Annotated in this window: 18 protein-coding genes; 9 read left to right on the forward strand and 9 right to left on the reverse strand. The window is 70.3% G+C overall.

Translation table 11 applies throughout. From position 1 onward, the window contains the following. The 7 genes from WAE60_RS14835 to WAE60_RS14865 all read left to right on the forward strand — a co-directional run bounded on the left by WAE60_RS14835 (position 1) and on the right by WAE60_RS14865 (position 8,398). On the forward strand, positions 1-585 hold the full coding sequence (locus WAE60_RS14835; protein ID WP_029912832.1) for an alpha/beta hydrolase: 585 nt from the start codon (positions 1-3) through the stop codon (positions 583-585). A 28-nt stretch (positions 586-613) separates the two neighbouring features. After that, complete coding sequence (locus WAE60_RS14840) at positions 614-1,975, forward strand: FAD-dependent oxidoreductase (RefSeq protein WP_337687337.1); 1,362 nt, start codon at positions 614-616, stop codon at positions 1,973-1,975. A gap of 129 nt (positions 1,976-2,104) precedes the next feature. Next, positions 2,105-3,295, forward strand: coding sequence for an acyl-CoA dehydrogenase family protein (locus WAE60_RS14845; RefSeq protein WP_337687339.1), 1,191 nt, complete (start codon positions 2,105-2,107; stop codon positions 3,293-3,295). Then, the gene (locus WAE60_RS14850; RefSeq protein WP_337687342.1) at positions 3,292-4,242 is read left to right on the forward strand and encodes a D-isomer specific 2-hydroxyacid dehydrogenase family protein; all 951 of its coding nucleotides are present in this window, start codon (positions 3,292-3,294) and stop codon (positions 4,240-4,242) included. The genes WAE60_RS14845 and WAE60_RS14850 overlap by 4 nt, the downstream gene beginning before the upstream one ends. A gap of 11 nt (positions 4,243-4,253) precedes the next feature. Then, positions 4,254-5,096 carry a class II aldolase/adducin family protein gene (locus WAE60_RS14855; RefSeq protein WP_337687344.1) on the forward strand — a complete coding sequence of 281 codons (843 nt, stop codon included), beginning with the start codon at positions 4,254-4,256 and terminating at the stop codon, positions 5,094-5,096. Then, on the forward strand, positions 5,096-6,082 hold the full coding sequence (locus WAE60_RS14860) for an ABC transporter substrate-binding protein (RefSeq protein ID WP_337687345.1): 987 nt from the start codon (positions 5,096-5,098) through the stop codon (positions 6,080-6,082). Before WAE60_RS14855 ends, WAE60_RS14860 begins: the two co-directional genes overlap by 1 nt. A gap of 123 nt (positions 6,083-6,205) precedes the next feature. Beyond that, the gene (locus WAE60_RS14865; RefSeq protein WP_337687347.1) at positions 6,206-8,398 is read left to right on the forward strand and encodes a TonB-dependent receptor; all 2,193 of its coding nucleotides are present in this window, start codon (positions 6,206-6,208) and stop codon (positions 8,396-8,398) included. A 12-nt stretch (positions 8,399-8,410) separates the two neighbouring features. On the opposite strand, the gene WAE60_RS14870 is transcribed toward WAE60_RS14865, so the two are convergent. The 8 genes from WAE60_RS14870 to WAE60_RS14905 all read right to left on the reverse strand — a co-directional run bounded on the left by WAE60_RS14870 (position 8,411) and on the right by WAE60_RS14905 (position 19,581). Next, positions 8,411-8,932: a hypothetical protein gene (locus tag WAE60_RS14870; protein WP_337687348.1), complete on the reverse strand. Its 522-nt coding sequence runs from the start codon at positions 8,930-8,932 to the stop codon at positions 8,411-8,413. A gap of 135 nt (positions 8,933-9,067) precedes the next feature. After that, a complete protein-coding gene (locus WAE60_RS14875; RefSeq protein ID WP_337687349.1) occupies positions 9,068-10,657 on the reverse strand; it encodes a serine hydrolase in 1,590 nt (529 codons plus the stop codon). Further along, on the reverse strand, positions 10,654-11,778 hold the full coding sequence (locus tag WAE60_RS14880) for a hypothetical protein (protein WP_337687350.1): 1,125 nt from the start codon (positions 11,776-11,778) through the stop codon (positions 10,654-10,656). The genes WAE60_RS14875 and WAE60_RS14880 overlap by 4 nt, the downstream gene beginning before the upstream one ends. A 10-nt stretch (positions 11,779-11,788) precedes the next feature. Further along, positions 11,789-12,844, reverse strand: a complete 1,056-nt coding sequence (locus WAE60_RS14885; protein WP_337687352.1) for a DUF1611 domain-containing protein — start codon at positions 12,842-12,844, stop codon at positions 11,789-11,791. A 4-nt stretch (positions 12,845-12,848) separates the two neighbouring features. Beyond that, a complete protein-coding gene (locus tag WAE60_RS14890; RefSeq protein ID WP_337687354.1) occupies positions 12,849-15,086 on the reverse strand; it encodes a TonB-dependent receptor in 2,238 nt (745 codons plus the stop codon). Between the two features lie 150 nt (positions 15,087-15,236). Beyond that, complete coding sequence (locus tag WAE60_RS14895) at positions 15,237-16,535, reverse strand: peptide MFS transporter (RefSeq protein ID WP_337687356.1); 1,299 nt, start codon at positions 16,533-16,535, stop codon at positions 15,237-15,239. Further along, positions 16,532-17,545 (reverse strand): dipeptide epimerase, encoded by a 1,014-nt coding sequence (locus tag WAE60_RS14900; protein WP_337687358.1) that lies wholly within the window; start codon positions 17,543-17,545, stop codon positions 16,532-16,534. Before WAE60_RS14900 ends, WAE60_RS14895 begins: the two co-directional genes overlap by 4 nt. Then, positions 17,545-19,581, reverse strand: a complete 2,037-nt coding sequence (locus WAE60_RS14905) for a serine hydrolase domain-containing protein (protein WP_337687359.1) — start codon at positions 19,579-19,581, stop codon at positions 17,545-17,547. The genes WAE60_RS14900 and WAE60_RS14905 overlap by 1 nt, the downstream gene beginning before the upstream one ends. 135 nt (positions 19,582-19,716) lie before the next feature. Between WAE60_RS14905 and WAE60_RS14910 the strand changes: the two genes are divergently transcribed. Next, entirely contained in the window at positions 19,717-20,358 is a 642-nt protein-coding gene (locus WAE60_RS14910; RefSeq protein ID WP_029912794.1) for an XRE family transcriptional regulator, read from the forward strand. Between the two features lie 28 nt (positions 20,359-20,386). Here WAE60_RS14910 and WAE60_RS14915 read toward each other — a convergent pair whose 3' ends face one another. Further along, complete coding sequence (locus WAE60_RS14915) at positions 20,387-21,388, reverse strand: alpha/beta hydrolase fold domain-containing protein (RefSeq protein ID WP_337687361.1); 1,002 nt, start codon at positions 21,386-21,388, stop codon at positions 20,387-20,389. A 106-nt stretch (positions 21,389-21,494) separates the two neighbouring features. On the opposite strand from WAE60_RS14915, the gene WAE60_RS14920 reads away from it, so the two are divergent. Further along, complete coding sequence (locus WAE60_RS14920) at positions 21,495-21,884, forward strand: hypothetical protein (RefSeq protein ID WP_035018432.1); 390 nt, start codon at positions 21,495-21,497, stop codon at positions 21,882-21,884. The last annotated feature ends 49 nt before the right edge of the window (positions 21,885-21,933 follow it).

Below are 21,933 nucleotides of genomic sequence, written 5' to 3' on the forward strand. Positions count from 1 at the left end.
ATGGCCCGGGACCGGCGTGATCCGCCGTTCCTCATCGTACCGGGGTTGTTCAATTCCGGTCCGGACCACTGGCAGAGCCATTGGCAGCGCACGCTGCCGACCGCCGAGCGCGTGGAGCAGTCGGACTGGGAGCGGCCGACCCTGGGCGAGTGGACCGCCGGCCTGGCGGAGGCGGTGCGTCGCAACCCCGGCGCGGTGCTGATCGCCCACAGCCTCGGCTGCGCCGTAGTCGCCCACCTGGCGGCCATCAGCGCCGGCCGGGGCGTCGCCGGCGCCCTGCTGGTCGCGCCCGCCGACGTGAACCGGCACGGCCCGGTGGGCCCGCTCCTGCGGGGCTTCTCGCCGCTGCCGCGCCAGCGACTGCCCTTCCCGACCCTGGTCGTGGCCAGCCGCGACGATCCGTTTGTCGAGATCACCCAGGCGCGCGCCTTCGCCCGGGGATGGGGCGCGCGTTTCGTCGACCTCGGCAGGGCCGGCCACATCAACGTGGAGTCCGGGCACGGCCCCTGGCCCGCCGGGCTGGGCCTGCTGCGCGAACTGGTCGAGGAAACGGAGGCCGCCGCGTTCGTCCCGAGGCTGGATTAGGCGCCATATCCTATCTATTAGATGGGATATGGATTCTCCGCCCGTCGTCGCGGTGATCGGCGCCGGCTTCAGCGGCGTGATGACCGCCCTGCACCTGCTGCGCCAGTCCGAACGGGTGAAGGTGGCGCTGATCGAGCGGCGCAGCCCGATCGGCCTGGGCCCGGCCTACGCCACCGACGACCCGGCCCACCGGCTGAACGTGCGGGCCGGCAATATGAGCGCCTGGCCGGACCGGCCCGACGACTTCGCCCTGTGGCTGAAGGACCAGGCCCTGGACGTCGGCCCGGGCGGCTTCGCGACGCGCGGCGACTACGGCCGCTATCTGCAGCGGCAACTGTCGTCCCTGGCCGGAGGGCCGGAAGCGGTGGGACGCCTGCTGATCACGCCCGACGAGATCACGGCGATCGCGCCCGACGGCGACGGCTGGACCCTGACCTGCGGCATGGGTCGGCCGATCGCCGCCGACGCCGTGGTCCTGGCCCTCGGCAATCCGCCGCCGCGCGCGCCCGACGCCGTCGGACCCGAACTGGAGGCGTCCGACGCCTATGTCGCCGATCCCTGGCGCTGGGATCCCGCCACCGCCCCGGCCGGACGGGGACCGATCCTGCTGCTGGGCAGCGGCCTGACCATGATCGACGCGGCCCTGTCGCTGGACCGCCTGGTGCCGGGCCGCCCCCTGATCGCCCTGTCGCGCCGGGGCCTGACGCCGCGCGAGCACCAGGGCGACCCGCCCTCGCCCCTGCCCGCCCCGCCCGACGCCTCGCTGTCGCCCGTTCGGGCCCTGGCCTGGCTGAGGGCGGCGGCCGACCAGCACGGCTGGCGGACGGCGATCGACGCCGTGCGGCCGGTCTCCCAGGACCTGTGGCGCGGCTGGAGCCTGAAGCGGCGCGCCGCCTTCCTGCGCCACGCCCGCGCCTTCTGGGACGTGCACCGCCACCGCCTGTCGCCCCAGATCGCCGAACAGGTGGCGCGGATGCGGACGGACGGCCGGCTGCGCGTCCTGGCCGGCAAGCTGGAGCGGGTCGACATCCTGGAAGGCGGCCGCGCCGGAGCGGTCTGGCGTCCGCGCGGCGAGACCGACGCCTGGCGGCTGGAGGCGGACCTGGTGGTCAACTGCACCGGCCCGTCGGCGGACGTCGAACGGTCCACCGAGCCGCTGCTGGCCGCCCTGGCCGACCGCGGCCTGATCCGCGCCGATCCCCTGCGGCTGGGGCTGGACATCGACTCCGGCCATCGCGTGATCCACGCCGGAGGGCGCCCGCACGCGACCCTGTTTGCCGTGGGGCCGATCACGCGCGGCGCACTGTGGGAGATCAACGCCGTGCCCGACATCCGCGTCCAGGCCGTCCAGGTCGCGGCGGCCGTGCTGAGCGCGCTGGAGCGCGCCTGACGGGCTCTCCGGCCCGCCCCGGTCTATCAGAAACTCTGATATGACGCCTGAGGATAAGTCTATTGATCCAGTAGGATTTAAGCGCCCTTCTAAGAACAAAGGCGCGCGCGCCGTAACGGCTCATGTCTCATGCCCCTCGCGGTCATCTCTAGAAATTCTGAAGCGTCCGCCCTGCCCGATCTCGACGCGGTCCTGCCCGGCCTCACCGCCGCCTTCGCCGCGACGGCCGCGCGCCACGACCGCGAGGCCAGCTTCCCGACCGCCAATTTCGACGCCTTGCGCGAGGCGGGCCTGCTGGCCCTGACCGCGCCCCGGCGCCTGGGCGGGCTGGAGGCCGACCTGCCCACCGCCCTGAAGGTGGTCTCCGCCGTCGCCCGGGGCGAGCCGGCCACGGCGCTGGTGCTGGTCATGCAGTACCTGTTCCACGCCTCGGTCGAGGGTCGCTCGGGCTGGCCGGAGCATCTGAAGCAGCGGGTCATCGGCGAGGCGATCCGCGACGGGGCCCTGATCAACGCCCTGCGCGTCGAGCCCGACCTGGGCACCCCGGCCCGCGGCGGCCTGCCCGCCACCGTCGCCCGCCGCACGCCCGAGGGCTGGCGGATCAGCGGCCGCAAGATCTACTCCACCGGCTCGACCGCCCTGACCTGGTTCGTGGTCTGGGCCCGTTCGGACGACGACGAACCCCTGGTCGGCGGCTGGCTGGTCCGCGCCGACACCCCGGGCATCGTCATCGAGGAGACCTGGGATCACCTGGGCCTGCGGGCCAGCGCCAGCCACGACGTGGTCTTCGAGGATGTCCTGGTTCCGCTGGACCACGCCCTGGACCCGCAACCCGTCGGCGCCCCGCCGCCGTATCCGGCCAGCTTCGCGGCCTGGTCGGCGGTGCTGACGGCGGCGATCTACGACGCCCAGGCCCGGGCCGCCCGCGACTGGCTGGTCGACTTCCTGGCCAACCGCAAGCCGGCCAACCTGGGCGCGGCGCTCTCGACCCTGCCCCGCTTCCAGGAGGCGGTCGGCGACATCGACGGCCTGCTGCTCTCCAACGACGTGCTGCTGGCCGCGGCCGCGCGCGGCGAGGTCGGCGGGGTCGAGGCCGGCCTGGTCAAGCACCTGGTGACCGAGAACGCCATCAGCGTGGTCGAGAAGGCCCTGAAGCTGACCGGCAATCCGGGCCTGACCCGTCACAACGACCTGGAGCGCCATCATCGCGACGTGCTGTGCGGCCGGGTCCACACCCCGCAGTCCGACGTCGTGCTGACCAGCGCCGGCAAGGCCGCCTTCGCCGCCCACGAAGCGAAGATCGGCGAGGCCGCGCGATGAGCCGCCTGATCGTCGCCAGCCAGCTGCCCGACCTGTTCAACAGCGTCTTCGCCCAGCACGTGGGCGACGCCGAGATCGTGGCCGTGCCGCCGGGCCTAGCCGCGCCCCTGCCCGCCCAGGCCAAGGTCCTGGTCGCCGCCCCGTTCCGCAAGGCCGGCGGCGTGCTGCCGCCCGAGCCGCCCAAGGGCTGGCCGTACGACGTCCAGTGGGTGCAGCTGGTCTCGGTCGGCATCGACTTCTACCCCGACTGGCTGTTCGACGGCCCGGTGGTGACCTCGGCGCGCGGCTCGTCGGCCGTGGCCCTGGCCGAGTTCGCCCTGGCCGCGATCCTGGCCGACGCCAAGCGCCTGCCCGACATCTGGATCGACAAGGCCGCGCGCTGGGCGCCCCAGCCGCTGAAGCTGATCGCCGGGACCACCCTGGGCCTGGTCGGCTTCGGGGCGATCGGCGAGGCCCTGGCCCCGCGCGCCCAGGCCCTGGGCCTGAACGTCATCGCCACCCGCCGTTCGGACAAGCCGATCCCGACGCCGGGCGTCGAGCGCGTGGCCGACCTGAAGACGCTGTTCGCCCGCAGCGACCACGTCGTGCTGGCCGCCCCCGCCACGCCGGAGACCCAGCGCCTGATCGGCCGCGAGGTGCTGTCCGCCGCCAAGCCCGGCCTGCACCTGATCAACATCGCCCGCGGCGCCCTGATCGACGACGAGGCCCTGCTGGAGGCCCTGGACGACGGCCGCGTTTCCCGCGCCAGCCTGGACGTCACCCACCCCGAGCCGCTGACCGAGAGCCATCCGTTCTACAGCCACCCCAAGGTGCGGCTGTCGCCGCACACCTCGGTGCACACGCCCGACACCCGCATCAATCTGGCGACCCGTTTCGCCGAGAACCTCGCCCGCTTTCGGTCCGGCGCGCCCCTGGCCGACGTCGTCGACCTGTCGCGCGGCTACTGAAGGACATCGCCATGACCGCCATCAGCCACGCCCGGGCCTTCCAGAGCCAGGGGCCGCATCCCGCCAAGATCGAGACCGTACTGCCGGAGTTCGGCTCCAAGGTCCTGCCCGTCCAGCCCACCCACGAGCAGGAGCGGCTGTACCGCAAGCAGCGCTTGGCCGCCTCGTACCGCCTGTTCGGGCGCTACGGCTTCGACATGGGCGGGGCCGGCCACATCACCGCCCGCGACCCGGAGCTGACCGACCACTTCTGGGTCAATCCGTTCGGCGTGCACTTCTCGCGCATCAAGGTCTCGGACCTGATGCTGGTCAGCCATTCGGGCGAGATCGTCCAGCCGCCGGCCAAGGTCCCGGCTCGCCTGAACCGCGCCGCCTTCGCGATCCATTCCCAGCTGCACGAGGCCCGCCCCGACGTGGTGGCCGCCGCCCACTCGCATTCGCTGTACGGCAAGGCCTGGTCGGCCCTGGGCCGGCTGCTGGACCCGCTGACCCAGGACTCGGCCGCCTTCTACGAGGACCATGCCCTGTTCGAGGAGTTCTCCGGCGTGGTGCTCGACACCAGCGAGGGCCAGAAGATCGCCAAGACCCTGGGGTCGAAGAAGGCCGTCATCCTGCAGAACCACGGCATCCTGACCGTCGGCCAGTCGGTCGAGGCCGCCGTCTGGCGCTATCTAGCGCTGGAGAACGCCTGCCAGACCCAGCTGCTGGCCGAGGCCGCCGGCCCCACCAAGCCGATGCCGCCCGAGGTCGCGAAGCACACCGCCGGCCAGGTCGGCAGCGAGGCCGGCGGCTTCTGGGCCTTCCAGCCCTACTGGGACGTGGTCACAGAAGAAGAGCCGGACCTGTTCGACTGATGACGCTTTCCCGTCGCCACCTCCTCGCTGGGGGCCTGTCGGTCGCCGGCGTCTCGGCCTTGGCCGCCTGCTCGCCCAAATCCTCCGCGCCCGGTTCGCTCGAGGACCTGACCCTGCGCGCGGCCACCTATCGCGGCAATCTGGACGCCTTCTTCCCGCAGGCCGGCGTCGCCGACACGCCCTACAAGGTCGCCAAGTCGGAGTTCGCCGGCGGCAACCTGATCGCCGAGGCCATCAACGCCGGCGCCCTGGACATCGGGGGCATGAGCGAGATCCCGCCGATCTTCGTCGCCGGATCGCCGAGCAACCAGGTGCGTATCGTCGCCGTGCTGCAGGGCGACGTGAACAACCAGGTCGTGCTGGTCCCCAAGGACAGCAAGGCCCAGGCCTTCGCCGACCTGAAGGGCAAGCGGATCGGCTATGTGAAGGCGACCACCTCGCACTACATCCTGCTGCGCCTGCTGGACGAGGCGGGCCTGGCGTGGAGCGACATCAAGCCCGTCGCCCTGTCGCCGCAGGACGGGCTGGCGGCCTTCTCCAGCGGGGCGATCGACGCCTGGGTGATCTACGGCGTGGTCGTGCAGCAGGCGCGCCAGGCCGGAGCGCGGGTGCTGCGCACGGCCCTGGGCATCCTGTCGGGCAACTACCTGGTCGCCGCCGCCAAGTCGGCGCTGGACGATCCGCTCAAGCGCCAGGCCCTGGGCGACTATCTGGGGCGCTATGCCAAGGCGGCGCAGTGGGCCAACGCCGACGACGCGCGCTGGGCCCAGGCCCGCAGCGTCGCCACCAACGTGCCCGCGGCGCTGTATCTGCGCGAGTTCAGGGAACGCAGCGCCCCGACCCGGCTGCTGCGGATCAGCGACGCGGCCATCGCCTCGCAGCAGGGCGTCGCCGACGCCTTCGCGACCGCCGGCCTGATCCCCGGAAAGGTCGACGTGCGCCCCCTGTGGGACGACCGCCTGAGCGGCGCCCTGCCCGATAAGTAACAGGGCTCATTGAGTATATTTAAGTTCACGATATGAGCTGATCTTAAAGTCTATAGATTTTATATGGTTTGAGGCGCGACCTGTATTCGATGCTTATCCCTCGGAACAATAACGGGGATAATCATGTCGTCACGATATGCTGCATTGTACTGGGTCGTGGGAGCCTCCGCCCTGGCGTTGGCCGGCGCGGCCCAAGCCGCGACGCCGACGGCGCCGGCCGCCGCCGAGATTGACGCCACGGCGGCTCCGGCGGTCGAGCAGGTGATCGTCACCGCCGAACGCCGGGCCACCGACCTGCAGAAGACCGCCATCGCCATCTCAGCCTTCAACCAGCAGGTCCTGGCCGACCGCAAGGTGGACAACATCCGCGACCTGGCGGGCCAGATTCCGAACCTGACCATCAGCCGCGTCACCATCAGCCACACCACCCAGACCTACGCGCTGCGCGGCGTAGGCGAGAGCGATCCGATCCAGGAGCCGGTGCTGGCCGTCTATGTCGACGACGTCTACATCCCGCGCCAGATCGGCTCGATGGTCGAGTTCAACGACCTGGAGCGGGTCGAGGTGCTGCGCGGCCCGCAGGGCACGCTGTACGGCCGCAACTCCAGCGCCGGCGCCCTGCGCATCATCACCCGCGACCCGGGCGACGCCCTGCGCGCCAAGGCCGAGGTGGGCCTGGGCAACTACGGCGCCGTCGACGTGCGCGGCCTGATCGAAGGGCCGCTGATCGAGGGCAAGCTGGCCGGAAGCCTGTCGTACATCCACCACAGCCGCGACGGCGTCACCTTCGACCCGACGCTGAACCACGACGTCAACCGCATCGACCTGGACGCCTATCGCGGCAAGCTGCGCTGGACCCCGACCGACCGCTGGGACGTGCTGTTCACCCTGAACGCCCTGAAGGACCGCAGCGACACCCGCAGCTACGTGCCGGTCAACCAGCCCAACGGCGCGCACCGCATCGACCGCTCCTATTCCGAGGTCGAGCCGACCCAGGACCTGGACCAGATCAGCGGCGCCCTGCGCATCCAGTACGACCTGAACGACCACCTGAAACTGAAGTCGGTGACCTCGTACGGCGGCTTCAACCTCAATCCCGTCAACTACGACAACGACGGCGAGGCGGCGCTGATCCAGAAGAACCTGATCCACTACAACGACCAGTACGCCACTCAGGAAATCCAGCTGAACGGCGACTACGGCAAGCTGACCTTCACCAGCGGCCTGTTCTACCTGCACGAACGGTTCTTCGTTCAGCGCGACGGCTACAGCCGCCGCAACGCCCTGCCGACCGACCCGGTGGTCACGCCCGGGAACTACGGCTTCGCCCGCGCCCACAACATCACCAACACCGACGCCTACGCGGTGTTCGGCGAGGCCAGCTACGCGGTCAGCGACCGCCTGACCCTCACGGGCGGCCTGCGCTGGACCAACGAGGAGAAGGAATTCACCTTCGACAACAAAGTCCTGAACCTGCAGGGCCAGGTGGTGGGCCAGTCGATCGCCGGCCAGGCCGACAAGATTTTCTCGGCCGTCACGCCCAAGCTGTCGGCCCAGTTCCAGTGGACGCCGGACGTCCTGCAGTACCTGACCTGGTCCAAGGGCTTCAAATCGGGCGGCTTCGACAACCGCGCCACGCGGCTGGACCTGGCCACCCGTCCCTTCGCGCCGGAAGAGGTCGACACCTACGAGACCGGCCTGAAGACCGAGGTGCTGGACCACCGCGCGCGGCTGAACCTGGCGGTGTTCTACAACGACTACCAGGACCTGCAGGTCAGCTACAGCGACCCGGCCTATCCGGGCAATTCGATCCGGGGCAACGCCGGCAAGGCCCACACCTACGGCGTGGAACTGGAGGCCGACGTGCGGGCCACATCGCGCCTGAGCCTCCAGGCCTCGGCGGGCTACCTGTTCGCGGTCTACGACACCTACAAGAACGCCGGCGGGGTCGGGGTGAACGCCGACGGCCACCGGCTGCTGAACTCGCCGCGCTGGAGCCTCTCGGGCGCCCTGACCTACGACGTGCCGATCGAGATCCCCGGCGCGCTCCGCGTCGGCCTGAACGCCCAGTTCCAGACCAAGACCTATTTCAACGCCCTGCAGCGCCCGCAGGACGAGGCCCCGGCCCAGACCTTCCTGAACGGGGTGGTCACCTGGCAGACCCCGGACCCGCGCTGGAGCGTGGTGCTGTCGGGCCGCAACCTGCTGGATTCCGACGAGCCGGTCAGCGTCACCTACACGCCGGCCACCGGGGTCTACTACAAGAACTATCCCGATCCCCGGACCTGGCTGGTCACGCTGAAATACGCCCTGTGATCCAACGCCACCCTAGCCAGGGCCTTCCCCGACGAGGGCCTTGGCGTAGTGGTGGCGCTCGAGGATGGGCCGGCAGAACCGCAAGGTTCCGTCGATCACCGCGGGCTCGGTCAGGATGGCCTTGAACCAGGCGTTGGCCTCGGCCGCGGTCGCGTGGATCAGCGTGATGCGGTAGCTGTGCTTGCCGGTGACGGCGGCGGCGAGGGAGACGTGCGGGTCGCCGGCCAGCCTGTCCTCCAGCCGCCGCAGGTCGCCGGCGCTGGCCAGCCGGGTCCGCAGGTCGACGATGCCGTGGCAGGCCGCTTCAGGCAGGCGGACGCGGTCCACCAGCCTGAGCATGCCGTTCTGCCGCAGGCGCGTAAGCATGCGGAAGGCGGTCGTCGGCGAGACGTTGAACAGCCGCGCCATCTCCATGGTCGTCGGCAGGGGCATGCCCTCGAGCCGCGCCATGATCTGGAGGTCCGCCTCCAGGCCGTCCCGCACGGGGGCGGCGCTTCGCGAAGATTGCAGCGGTCCGGGTCTGAGCTGGTTCACGGAGGCCTCGCCTGGTCTTCAGACGGACACCCCTCGCCCTTCCGCGACCGGACGACCTAAGCCCAGACGCGCACCGACGGCAATCGAAATTTTCTGATCAGAGAATTATATCTCTAATAGAGAATCTTGCTCGCGTCACGGTCGGGCGGCCTTCGGCGTGAACAGCAGGTCCTGGTAGTCCCAGCTGAAGTCGGCGATCGGCGAGACCGGCTTCATCGTCACGCGCTCGACACCGCCGTCGGCGTCCAGGCCGAAGGTGACGTAGGCCGGCTCCAGCGCCTTGTCGTCGAAGCGGGTGATGAAGGTGTCGTACTGCCAGTGCTCCAGCCGGCCGGCCATGCGCGGGGTCGACTTGAAGTCGATGCGCAGGCCGTCCGGCCCCTGCGTCACCGCGATGTCGCCGTACCAGGGATCGGCGTAGGTTCCGGCATATTTCGCGGTCGGCAGCGACGGCCCCACGCCCGCCGGCTTGGCCTGCACGCCGCCCAGGCTCTTCAGCGCCCCGGCGACCAGCTGCTTCTTGTAGGCGATGTAGCGGTCGGTCCACGGCTCGGGCTTCAGGTCCAGATAGTGGTCCAGCAGCTCGTTCATCAGGCCGCGCGGCAGCTCGCCGTCCTCGCTGTTCAGCTCGATCGAGAAGCCGACGTTGCGGCTGGGGATCAGCACCACCACGGTCTTGAAGCCGAACACCGCGCCGCTGTGCCAGACGATCTGCGTCCCGCGATAGTCCTGGAGCTCCCAGCCCAGGGCGTAGAGCGAATAGGTCGGCTTGGTGACCTCCATGCCCGGCGGGACCTTGTCGAGCGGCTGGATCACCTCCGGCCGCCACATGGCCTCGTGCTGGGCCTCGCTGAACAGGCGCTTGCCGTCGGGCAGCGCGCCGTGGGCCAGCTGCAGCTTCAGCCATTTGGCCATGTCGTTGGCGCTGACGGCCATGCCGCCGGCGGGCGCGGCGGCGGTGGACAGCTCGTCGCGCTCGTCGAGCACCTCCTGCGTCCCCGCCCCGCGCAGGCCGCCGTCCATGCGGGCGTGCGGTTGGGCGCGGTTGGCGATCTGGAAGCGGCGCCCGTCGGTGGTCGCGCCGGTCATGCCCGCCGCGACCAGTACGTGCTCGCGCGTGTAGTCCTCCCAGGTCTGGCCGCTGACCGCCTCGATCAGCTGGCCGGCCACCATGTAGAGGACGTTGTCGTAGGCGTAGCCGCTGCGGAAGCTGGTGGCGGGCTTGAGATAGCGCAGGCGGCGCACGGCCTCCGCGCGCGGGATGTTGCTGCGCGGCACGAACAGCAGGTCGCCCTGCCCCAGGCCCAGGCCGCTGCGGTGGACCAGCAGGTCGCGCACGGTCATCTCGCGCGTCACCCAGGGATCGTACATCTGGAAGCCCGGCAGGCGGTCGGCGACCTTGTCGTCCCACGACAGCTTGCCGGCGTCGACCAGGGTGGCCAGGGCGGCGGTCGTGAAGGCCTTGCCGGTCGAGCCCGTCATGAACAGGGTGTCGGCGTCGATCTTCTCGGGCGCGCCCAGCCGGCGCACGCCCCAACCCTTGGCCAGCACGGTCTGGCCCTCGTCGACGATGGCGATCGACAGGCCCGGCGCGCCGACCTTCTGGCGCAGCTGCTCGACATGGGCGTCGAAGCCCTTGGGCGGCTGGACGACGGGACCGGCGGCGGCCCCAACAGCAGCAAGCGGCGCGGCCTGCAGGGCGGCGGCGAGGATGAGGCTGATCATGGGACCTCCGGAAGCAGGGCGGGACGTCGTCGGACGAGTTGGAGCAGGCCCACCGTCGCCAGCGGCACGACGTAGAAGGCGATCAGGGCGTAGGCCAGCAGGCGATACCCGCCGGCGATCAGGCCGACCAGCCCGACCCGCTCGGCCAGCACCATGCAGAAGACCAGCAGGCCGAGGGCGCACAGGGCGCGGGCGCGAACGCCGAACGTCCGCCCCAGCCGGGCCTGGACGGCGCCGGCGACGCGCTCGTTGATGGCGTGGACCGCCCCCGTGCCGCTCTCCAGCAGGGCCGCGAACACCATCAGCTGGAACAGCAGGCGGAACACCGGCAGGTCCAGCTTGGCCAGCAGCACGTCGGACGGCAGGGCCGCCCCGCCGACCTCGGGCGCGTAGGCGCACATGCTGACGAAGAAGACGACGGCCGGGATCATGGCCAGCGGCCCGGCGACCAGGCCGGCGACGACGGCGTCGCGGTCGCTGAGCAGGTGCCGCGTCATCGGCAGGACGATGACCGCCCCGATGATGTTGTAGCCGGCGTAGGTGGCGCCGCCGACCAGGGCGTCGCCCCCGACCCGGACCGGGACGGCGAAGGCGGCGGCGATGTCGTGGCCGAAGGTCGTCAGGGCCAGCACCAGGAAGACGCCGTAGACGCCGTACAGCAGGATCGAGACCCAGGCGAACAGCTGCTCGACCACCCGGGTGCCGAACGCGGCGAACAGGGTGACCCCCGCCAGCAGGGCCAGCATGCCGGCCCACCGGGGCGCGTCGAACACCGCGTGGCCGATCTCGCCCGCCGCCGCGCCGAACACCGCCAGGACCAGCACGACGAACAGGGCGTAGGCCAGCTCGAAGGCGACCCAGCCGCGCCCCAGCAGGGCCTTGAAGAAGGTGCGGTAGTCCCGCGCCCCGCTGGCCCGTGCGAACAGGAAGGTCAGGACGCACATGCCGCTCCAGACCAGCGTCGCCAGGGCCAGGCCGGCCAGGCCGCCCCAGGGACCGGCCGGCAGGAAGAACTCGGCGATCTCGCGTCCGGTCGCATAGCCGCCGCCGATGACGGCGGCCTTGAACGCCAGGCCGGGCAGCAGCCAGCGGCTGAACCAGCCGGACGCCTTGCCGGTCATGCCAGGCCCCTCATGCGAGACAGGCGTCCAGCAGCCGCTCGAACGCCGGTCCGCCCCGCAGGGGGTCGGCGGTCGGCAGGCCCAGCCGCGCGGCCGTCGCCTCGATCTCGGCCCGGGCCGCCTCGGGCGACAGCTTGCCGGTGTTGAGGCTGATCCCCGCGCAACGGATGTTCGGACTGGTCACCCTCCCCAGGGCCACGGTCGCGGCGATCACCGCCTCGATCGACGGGACGGCGTGGCCGGGATGGCCGAGGATCTCGGTGCGGCCCGGCTCGTGGCAGACCACGAAGACGTCCGGCTGGCTGCCCTGCAGCAGGCCCACCGACACCGCGCCATAGGCCGGATGCAGCAGCGAGCCCTGCCCCTCGATGACGTCGATGTGGCTCGGCGCGGCGGCGGGAGTGAGCATCTCGGCCGCGCCGGCGATGAAGTCGGAGACCACCGCGTCGATCGGCAGGCCGGCGCCGGCGATCATGATCCCCGTCTGGCCCGTGGCGCGGAAGTCGACGTCCAGCCCCCTGCCCTTCAGCCCCCGCGTGATCGCCAGGGCCGCGTACTTCTTGCCCAGGGCGCAGTCTGTGCCGACGGTCAGGATACGGCGTCCGGCCCGGGGCTTGCCGGTTCCGACCGGGATCCCCGGCGGCGGCGTGCGCACGTCGATCAGCCGCCGACCCGCCCGCGCGGCGGCGGCCTTGAGCTCGGGAATGTCCGACAGGCGCGCGTGCATGCCCGAAACGAGGTCCAGCCCCGCCTCCAGCGCCTCGACGAGACCGGCGACCCAAGCCGGCGGGATGACCCCGCCGACATTGGCCACGCCGATCACCAGGCCCCGCGCGCCCTCGGCCGCGGCCTGGGCGGGGGTCAGGGCCGGAAGGCCGGTGCTGACCCCCGCCCCGGGCAGGGCGAACTCGCCGACGCATCGCTCGGCGACCCAGTCGCGCAGGCCGAACGCGGTCTTGGCGTAGCCCGGCTCGACCGTGTCGCCGAGGAACAGCAGGTAGGGCGACGGCAGGCCGCCCGCCTCTTCCGGCGCCTCGTCACGCGGAACTCTGGCGATGGCGCTCATCCGATCAGAAGCCGGCCGTCAGGCTGACGCCGATGGTGCGCGGCCGGATCACGCCCGTCCCGATCGCCCCGCCCGGATAGATCGGCAGGCCGCTGGAGGTCACCGCGCTGGTCGAGGTCTTGCCGTCGGAGTCGGTCAGGTTCTTGACGTAGGCCTCCAGCTCGACCTGGCCGAAGCTGATCCCCGCGCGCAGATCGACAACCTCGTAGGACGCCACCTTGCGCTGGTGGCCGTTGGCGGCCTGGAAGTCGGCGTCGTAGGCGCCGGTCTGCTTGCCCATCACCCGCAGCGAGGCGCCGACATAGGCGTCCTTGCCGTCGATCGTCCAGCTGTAGTCGCCGTTGAGGCCCAGGCTGACCTTCGGCGTGAACGGCAGCTGGTCGCCCTTCTTGCCGCCGACCAGGTCGCTGGTGTCGCCCGACAGCTTGGCGTCGGTGTAGGCGCCGTTGGCCGACACCGTCAGGCCGGACGTCAGCCGCGCGGTGGCGTTGAACTCGACGCCGTTGCTCTTGGCGTCGGCGCCGTTGGCGTTGATGCCGAAGTTGTTGACCACGGTCAGCAGTTGGATGCCCTTCCAGTCGATGTGGTAGGCCGACAGGTCCAGGCTGAAGCGGTGATCGGCGGTCTCGCCCTTGTAGCCCGCCTCGTAGCTGGTGACGGTGTCCGGATCGAAGCTGGCCGGGGTGCCCGCCGGGGCGCTGGGCGGGATCACGTTCGGACCGCCGGGCCGGTAGCCCTTGGCGATCCGCGCGTAGATCGCGCGGCGATCGTCCAGCTTGAACTTCGGCGCCAGCGAATAGGTGAAGACGTTGTCGGACGAGCGCAGGTCGCTGGCGACCGGCGTCCCGCCGGCCAGCACGCCGTCGGCCTCCTGGGTGGCGCTCTGCTTGTTGTGGCTGTAGCGGCCGCCGACGTCGACGTCGAAGCGGTCGCCCAGATGCAGGGTGGCGTTGGCGAAGCCGGCGTATTCCTTGTAGCGCGAATACAGGTTCAGCTCGGCCAGCAGCGGCAGGGTGGTCAGCCTGGTCAGGGTCCCGGGCTGGACGGCCACGTACTCCTGGAAGATCAGGCCCTTCTCGTCGGTGAAGTAGCCGCCGACCAGCCAGTCGAAGGCCGAGCCGGGGTTCGAGGCCAGGCGGACTTCCTGGGTCCATTTCTCGTTGTTGGTGTCCTGGCCCAGATAGAGTTCGTTGGGCTCGCCGAACACCAGCTCGATCAGGGGGCTCAGGAACGTCGCGTCGTCGCTCTTGGTCTGTTTCAGGCTGCTGTAGCTGGTGGACGAGGTCAGGGTGGCCGCGCCGAAATCGTAGTTCAGCACGCCGTTGTAGACGCGGTACTTGATGTCCGAGAAGCTCGGGACGAACTGCGACAGGGTCGGCCGGCCGTACAGGGTCTTTAGGGTGTCGGGATCGCTCTCGACCTCGCCCGAAGCGTCGGCCTTGATGTCCTGGGCCATGGCGGTCAGGCGCAGATCGAAGGCGTCGTTCGGCTTGAACAGCAGCGAAGCGCGACCGCCGTAGACCTTGCCGTCGTTGATGTCGCTCTCGACGTCCGAACCGCCGGTGCCGATCGAGTCGATGAAGCCGCCCTCCTTGCGGTAGAAACCCGAGGCCCGCACCGCCACCGTCTGGCTCAGCGGGATGTTGACCACCGCCGTGGTGCGGTACGACAGGTCGCCGCCCTTGGTGTCCTCGAGCGCGACCTGGGCCTTGGCGCTGTAGCCGCTGGTGTCGGGCGCGTTGGTGACGAACTTCAGCAAACCGCCCATCGAGCTGGCGCCGTACAGCGTGCCCTGCGGGCCGCGCAGCACCTCGATGCGGGACACGTCGAAAGTGTCGAAGTCGCCGGCCAGCACCCCGCCGTTGACCAGGGCGCTGCTCGAGCCAAACGGCGTCTCGTCCATGTAGACGGCCACGGTCGAGGCCACCCCGCCGGCGTTGACGCCGCGCAGGACCAGACGTCCCTGGCCCGGCGTGGCCTGGACCAGCTGCAGACCGGGAACCAGCTTCAGATAGTCGGTGAAGTTGGTGGCCTGCTGGGTCTCCAGCGTCTCGCCGGACACCACCGAGATGGACTGCGGGATGTCGATCAGCGTCTGCTCGCGCTTCTGCGCGGTGACGACGATCTCCTCGACGGTCGTCACCGCCGACCGGGACGCGTCGTCCGCGGCGAAGGCCGGGGTCTGGATCAGCAGCGCGCCGATGGCGCTGGAGATCATCAAGGTCGTACGACGAAGCTTCATTTCATTCCCCCTCGTTGAAGCGCCCGACGTCCCCGGAGCGGTGATCGCTCCCATCGGCGCTGGGGTCCGCTCGGATTTTCCCGTGCTCGACCCGGCCCATTACGCAAATGTAATCCTAATTAGGCCACTGTTATCCCACTCAGAGAATTGTCAATGACGATTGCGCGACGAGGCGGACGGCCCGTGCGCTTCGGCGCGGCGCGCCCAAGGATCGACCAGCCGCAGGAGGATCGAGGCCGTGACGGCCAGGCCCGCCAGCAGGGCGAAATAGGCCGTGTGCGGCATCCGGCTCCACAAGGTGCCGACCAGTCCTGCGCTGAGGCTGCCGGCGAAGATGGTCAGGTACCAGGCCGCCACCGTGGTCGCCCCGAACCCGGGCGGGGCCAGGCGCGCGAACAGGCCCAGCCCCGTGGGCAGGATGAACAACTCGCCGAAGGTGTAGACCCCGAAGAACGCCACCAGCCACAGCCAGTGCGCCTTGCCCCCGGCCAGGGCCGAGACGGCGCAGAGCATCAGATAGGCGCCGGCCACGATCAGGGCCCCGGTCGCCATGCGCAGGGCCGGCGAGGTGTCGCGCCCTGCGTCGGCCCGCTTCTTCCATCCGGCCAGCAGCATCGGCGTCATGGCCATGACCAGCAGCGGGTTCAGCGACTGGAACCAGGTCATCGGCACGGTCCAGGACCCCAGGGTCCGGTCGACGCCCGCGTCGGCCCACAGGGCCACCGTGTTGCCGGCCTGTTCGTAAGCCCCGCGGAAGACGGTCACCGACAGGGCGACGGCGGCCAGGACCAGCACGGTCGGCAAGGCCATGCGCCCGCGCGCGGGCTCGACCGCGCCGGCCTGCACCCTGCCCTGCTCGGCCGGCAGGTAGCGCTGGCCCCACAGATAGATCAGCAGCCCCGCCAGCATGCCCAGGCCCGCCGCCGCGAAGCCGACGTGCCAGCCGAACACCTCGCCCAGGGTCCCGCACAGCAGGGGCGCCAGGAAGCCGCCGATGTTGATGCCCAGGTAATAGACGTTGTAGGCCCAGCCCCGCCGGGGGTCGCCCTCGGCGTAGAGATCGTTGATCTGGCTGGGCAGGGTCGGCAGGAACAAGCCGTTGCCCAGGGCGATGGTGGCCAGGGCGACGTAGAGCAGGTCCGGGAAGCTCATCATGAAATGGCCGGCGGCCATGACGCTGGCGCCGATGATGATCGCTCGGCGCTTGCCCAGCAGGCGGTCGGCGATCACCCCGCCGACGATGGGCGTGAAATAGGCGCAGGCCGTATAGGTCCCGTAGATCAGGGACGCCGAGCCCTGGGCGATCAGCAGCTGCTTGGTCATGTAGTAGACCAGCAGCGCCCGCATGCCGAAGTAGGAGAACTGCTCCCACATGTTCGTCAGGAACAGGACGGTCAGGCCGCGCGGCTGACCGAACCACGGCGGGGCGTCGAGAGCCTTGCCGCTCATGCCGCGGCCGCCGAGGCCGGAGCGCCCCAGACGTCCTCACCCGCCCAGACGGTCCCGTCGCGATAGACAACGCCGGGCGGCCGGTCCTGGGCCAGGAAGGTCGGGCCGTCCAGGTCGACCAGGTCGCACACCTGGCCCAGCACGAAGCCCGGACCGGTGGACAGGCTGGTGCCGACCATGGTGCCGACCATGACGCCGAGGCCCAGCCGCCGGGCCTTGGCCGCCATCAGCAGGCCCTCGGTCAGACCGCCGCACTTGTCGAGCTTGATGTTGATCACCTGGAAGCGGCCGACCGCCGCCGCCACGTCGGGCAGGCATACCGCGCTCTCGTCGGCGGCGATCGGGATGGGGCTGTCGAAGCCCTCCAGCTCGGACTCATGGCCGCGCGCCAGGGGTTGCTCCAGCAGCGAGACGCGCTGCTCGACCAGGGTCTCGACCAGGGCGTCCAGGTCCGCGCGGACGAATCCCTGGTTGCCGTCGACGCCCAGCCAGGCGTCCGGCCGGGCCGCGCGGATCGCCCGCACCCGCGCCTGGTCCAGGGCCAGGTCGCCGGTCAGCTTGATCTTGATCGACCGCGCCTGGGTGTAGCCGACCGCGCCCTTGGCCATGGCCTCGGGGGTGTCGGCCCCGAGGGTGAAGGTGGTGCGCAGCGGCCGGGGAGCGTCCAGCCCCGCCAGCCGCCAGACCGGCTGGCCGGTCACCGCCGCCTCCAGCTCCCAGAGGGCGCAGTCGACGGCGTTGCGGGCCCCGCCCGGCGGCAGGATGAAGCGCAGGGCCTCGCGGGTCGGCCCGGCCTCGATCGCCTCCCGGACCGACTCGATCTGGGCCCGCATGCCGTCGACCGTCTCGCCCAGGAAGAAGACCCCGGACGCTTCGCCGCGTCCCTTGGCCCGGCCGTCCGACAGCGTCACGACGATGATGTCGGACGTGTCGAACACATGGCCCGCGATCCGGAACGGCTGGGCCAGCCGCAGCGTCTCGGCGGCGATGTCCAGGGTCAGCCGGCCCATCAATAGTGCACCGACATCGCCAGGAGGTGGAAGGTCACGGCGACATAGAGCAGCAGCAGCGGGGCCAGCAGCATCACCACGCTCCAGGCCTTGCGGACCCAACCGCGACCGTCGGTCCAGGTCAGCCACAGGTTCCAGCCGGCGGCAGCCAGGGCCAGCGGCAGGACGACCCAGCCCAGCCCCTGGAGCAGCAGCAGCACCCCGTCCATCCCGCCGGCCATGGCCGCCGCGCTGGAGGTCAGCTTGGTCACGCCGACGCCCCAGCCGACGATCAGGGCCAGCAGCAGGCCCGCCCCGGCGCGCGCGGCCCGCGAGGCGGTCAGCGCCTTGCCCGAGATGTCGGCCTTGGTCTTGTAGCGACGACGCACCAGGGCCACGACCGGCCAGTAGAGGAAGGTCAGCAGCAGCACGCCGACGCTGGCCGCGATCGCGGGCAGCAGCCAGGCGCCGTCCTGGCCCGCCGGGATGCGGTCGAAGACCATGAATGGCGAGCCGAAGTCCCAGCTCCAGCGGACGGGCTTGCCGTCGACCACCTGGGCGGCCAGGCGGTCGTGACCGCCGACCTCGCGCCAGACATACGGCGCGATCTCGACCCACTCCTTCGGGCGGCCGTTGGGGCCCAGAATGCTGGGGACGATCAGTTCACCCTTGGGGCCCACCGCGACCTTCGCCTGGCCCATCATGTAGAACAGCGACAGGAAGGTGCTGTCGGCGCGGCGGCTGACGTCCCACGTGCCGGCCATGGCCTTGGCGTGCTCGGCGGCGGTCTTGGCGTCGACCTTGCCGTCCGGCGCGCCCGCGACGGGCGGCAGGTAGCGGTCGGAGAAGTCGCGGAAGATGGCCGTGCGCAGCACGCCCGCCGCGCCCTCGCGGCCGCCGCTGTTCAGCGACAGGTACAGGCCCACGCCGTCGTTCATGTAGAGGTGCAGCGAGGAGTGGAAGCCCTCGGTGTCGCCCAGGTGGCCGATCACGGTGCGACCGTTGATCGAGGTCTGGAAGAAGCCCAGCTCCATGCGGTCCAGCGGCCCGATCAGCGAGCGCGGATTGACCTTGTCCACGGGACTGTCGTGCATCACGCGGGCGGTTTCCGCCGACAGGATGCGCTGGCCGTCCAGCTCGCCCCCCTGCAGGTGGGCGATCATGAACCGGCCCATGTCGGCGCCGGTGGACGAGGCCGAGCCGGCCGGGAACGGGCCGACGATCTCGAAGCCCTTCGACGGCTTGCCGGGCTTGTCGTAGCCCGTGGCGTCGTGACCGACCAGGTTCGCGGGCAGCGGCTGCCGGAACGTGGTGTTTTCCAGCTTCAGCGGCCCCATCACGTGGCGGTCGAGATAGTCCTGGAACTTCTCGCCCGACACCCGCTCGACGATGTAGGCGGCCAGGGCCGTGCCGTAGTTCGAATAGGCCGGCGTCTCGCCCGCGTCGAAGATGCGCTTGGGCACGTGGTTCTTCAGATAGGCGCCCAGCTCCGGCTCGGGTTTGCCGTAGAAGATCAGCTCCTTGACCACTTCCTCGAAGCCGGCCGTGTGGGTCATCAGCTGGCGGGTCGTCACGGGCTTGCCGTTGCGCGGCGGAATCTTGAAGTCGAGATAGGTGTTGATGTCGGCGTCCAGGTCGATCTTGCCGGCCTCGACCTGCTGCATCACCGCCGTCCAGGTGAACAGCTTCGAGATCGAGCCCGGACGGAACAGGGTCTTGTAGGGATCGACCGGCGTCTTCTTGTCACGATCGGCGTAACCGAAGCCCCGCGTCGTCAGGATCTGGCCGTCCTTGACCACCGTGACCACTGCGCCGGGGATGTCGCCCGTGCGCAGGGCGTAGGGCATGTAGCCGTCCAGCCAGAGGTCGACGTCGGCCTTGGTCAGCGCCGGCGCGGCGGACGGCGCGACCGCCGGGGCCGCCGCCGGATTGGCCGCCGGGACAACCGCCTTGGCGACCGGCGGCGGCGCGGTCTCCTGCCGCGTCTGGGCCTGGACGGGGCCCAACCCCGCCACCAGAGCGCACGCCGCGATCGCGGCCCCCTTGATCGTTCGCATTCCTTGGCTCCCCTCGCCTGCCGGTAGGATTGCCCCCGCTCGGCCCAGCCGATAGATTGGGAATGAACAATCCTGATCAGGACAATTGCTATCCTGATTGGAAAATCCGTCAACCGCCTTGAGGAGTCACGGCGCTTGCCTTCCAACGCCCACACGCTCGGAAAACTGCTTCGCGGCCTGCGGGACCGGGAGGGTTGGACCCTCAAACAGATGAGCGAGAAGAGCGGCATCCCCGTCTCGACGCTCTCCAAGGTCGAGCACGACCGCCTGACCCTGACCTACGACAAGCTGCAGCTGCTGGCCCAGCGCCTGGGCCTGCGCATGTCCGAACTGTTCGCCGAGGAAGAGGCCAACCAGCCCCAGACGGTCACCGCGCGCCGCAGCCTGGGCGAGGTCGAGCGCGCCGTGCGCGTCGAGACCCCGAACTACGACTACTATTACCTGTGCACCGAGCTGCGCGGGAAGCGCATGATCCCGGTGATCACCAAGATCCGCGCCAAGAGCGCCGAGCAGTTCGGCGACCTGGTCCGCCACGCGGGCGAGGAGTACATCTTCGTCCTGAAGGGGCGGATCGTCGTGAACACCGAGTTCTACGATCCGGTCGTGCTGGACCAGGGCCAGTCGATCTATCTCGACTCCAGCATGGGCCACGCCTACCTGGCGGCCGAGGGCTGCGACGAGGCCGAGGTGCTGGGCGTGATGTCCAGCGAGGACGAAGAGCTGATGAAGGTCCTGCTGGACATCCACGAGGACCAGAAGCAGGGCCGCTCCATCTAGGACCGGCCGGAGTCGGACCGGCCGGCGCCTACTGGGCGCCGACCCGCCGGTCGTCCAGGCGCCGCCGGATGAAGCCCGCCGCCAGCTCGATCGACTGCCGGGCCTTGGGCGTGTTCATCCGCTCCCAGAAATGGGTCTCGTCGGCCCAGTGGCGCAGGGTCAGGTCGCCCCCGACGTCGCGCACCTTGTCGGCCAGGCGCATCGAGTCGTCGTAGAGGATGTCGGTCCGGCTGGCGTGAACCAGCAGCGGCGGGAAGCCGTCGAAGCAGCCGAACAGCGGCGAGGCGATCGGCTCGATCGCCGAACGGCCCTGCAGGTAGAAGTGCGCGAACATCGCCAGCGACTCCATGGTGTGCGGCGAGGTCTTGGCGATCGAGGCGGCCATGACCGACCAGCTCTGCAGCGACAGGTCCAGCCAGGGCGACAGCAGCACGATGCCGGCCGGCATGGGCTCGCCGCGATCACGGATCACCTGGAAGGCGGCCATCATGATCGCCGCCCCGGCCGACTCGGCCAGGGCCACCACCGGCTCGTCGGGGCGATGGCGCAGTTGCCAGCGCCAGGCCTCGACGATGTCGTCGACCGCCGCGGGACAGGGATGCTCGGGCGCGAGACGGTAGGACGGCGCGTAGACGCTGGCCTCGGCCGCGGCGGCGAACCGGCCCACCAGCTGGCCGATCCGCGGGCTGCGCTCGGCGACGAACGAGCCGCCGTGGACATAGAAGACCGTGCCGCGCGGCGCCTTGTCGCGGGGGGCGAACCAATCGGCGCGGGTGGGCGGCGACGGCGCGGCGTAGTCGGGCGTCGCGCTCCAGGTGGCGTCGACCTCCAGGGACGGCAGGACCCCGTCGTAGCGGTCGTGCCAGGCCCGGGCCTTGCGCAGGAACTCGGCGAACTCGGCCTCGCCCCTGGAATGACTGGCCAGTCCCTTGCGCAGCACCCTCGTGATCACCCGCTGGGCGATGGTGTAGCTGAGGTTCTGGCGGAAATCGGCGAAGGGCCTGCGCGGCGTCTCCGGAGCGGCCTTCATTTCGACCAGCCCTTGACGCGGGACGGCCGCTGCAATCGACACCATTGTACGCGAACGCCCCCCAGGCCATGCTTTGCGACGAACGAGAAACAACTCGCCGCCGTTTATGACGAACAAGAAACAGCAAGACGCCCTGTTCGACAACCTGAAGCCGCTGACGCGGGTCTATCCGAGCCTGGAGGCTCGGTTGGCCAAGGCGGCCGCGGACGGCCATCCCTATGTGCTGCGGGCCATGGAGATCTTCGGGCGCGCCAAGGGTCGCTCGGAGGAACAGGCGCTGGCGTCCTACCGCGAAGACCACGGCCTGACCGAGGCCGAGGCCAAGCTGGCCTATTTCCTGGTCGAGGGCGGCACCCTGGCCGGCTACGCCCTGATCACCAACCTGTCGCGCAACACCGTGCGCTCGTACCTGAAGTCGATCTTCAGCAAGACCGGCGCGACCCGCCAGGCCGAACTGGTGCGGATGCTGGGCGAAGACCGGTCGAGGACGCGCTAGGCGGCCTCGACCGGATCCCCCCAAGGAGGCGCTCCCCCCAGAGCGCCTC

It is taken from the genome of Caulobacter sp. CCG-8, assembly GCF_037402475.1.
Taxonomy (GTDB): Bacteria; Pseudomonadota; Alphaproteobacteria; order Caulobacterales; family Caulobacteraceae; genus Caulobacter.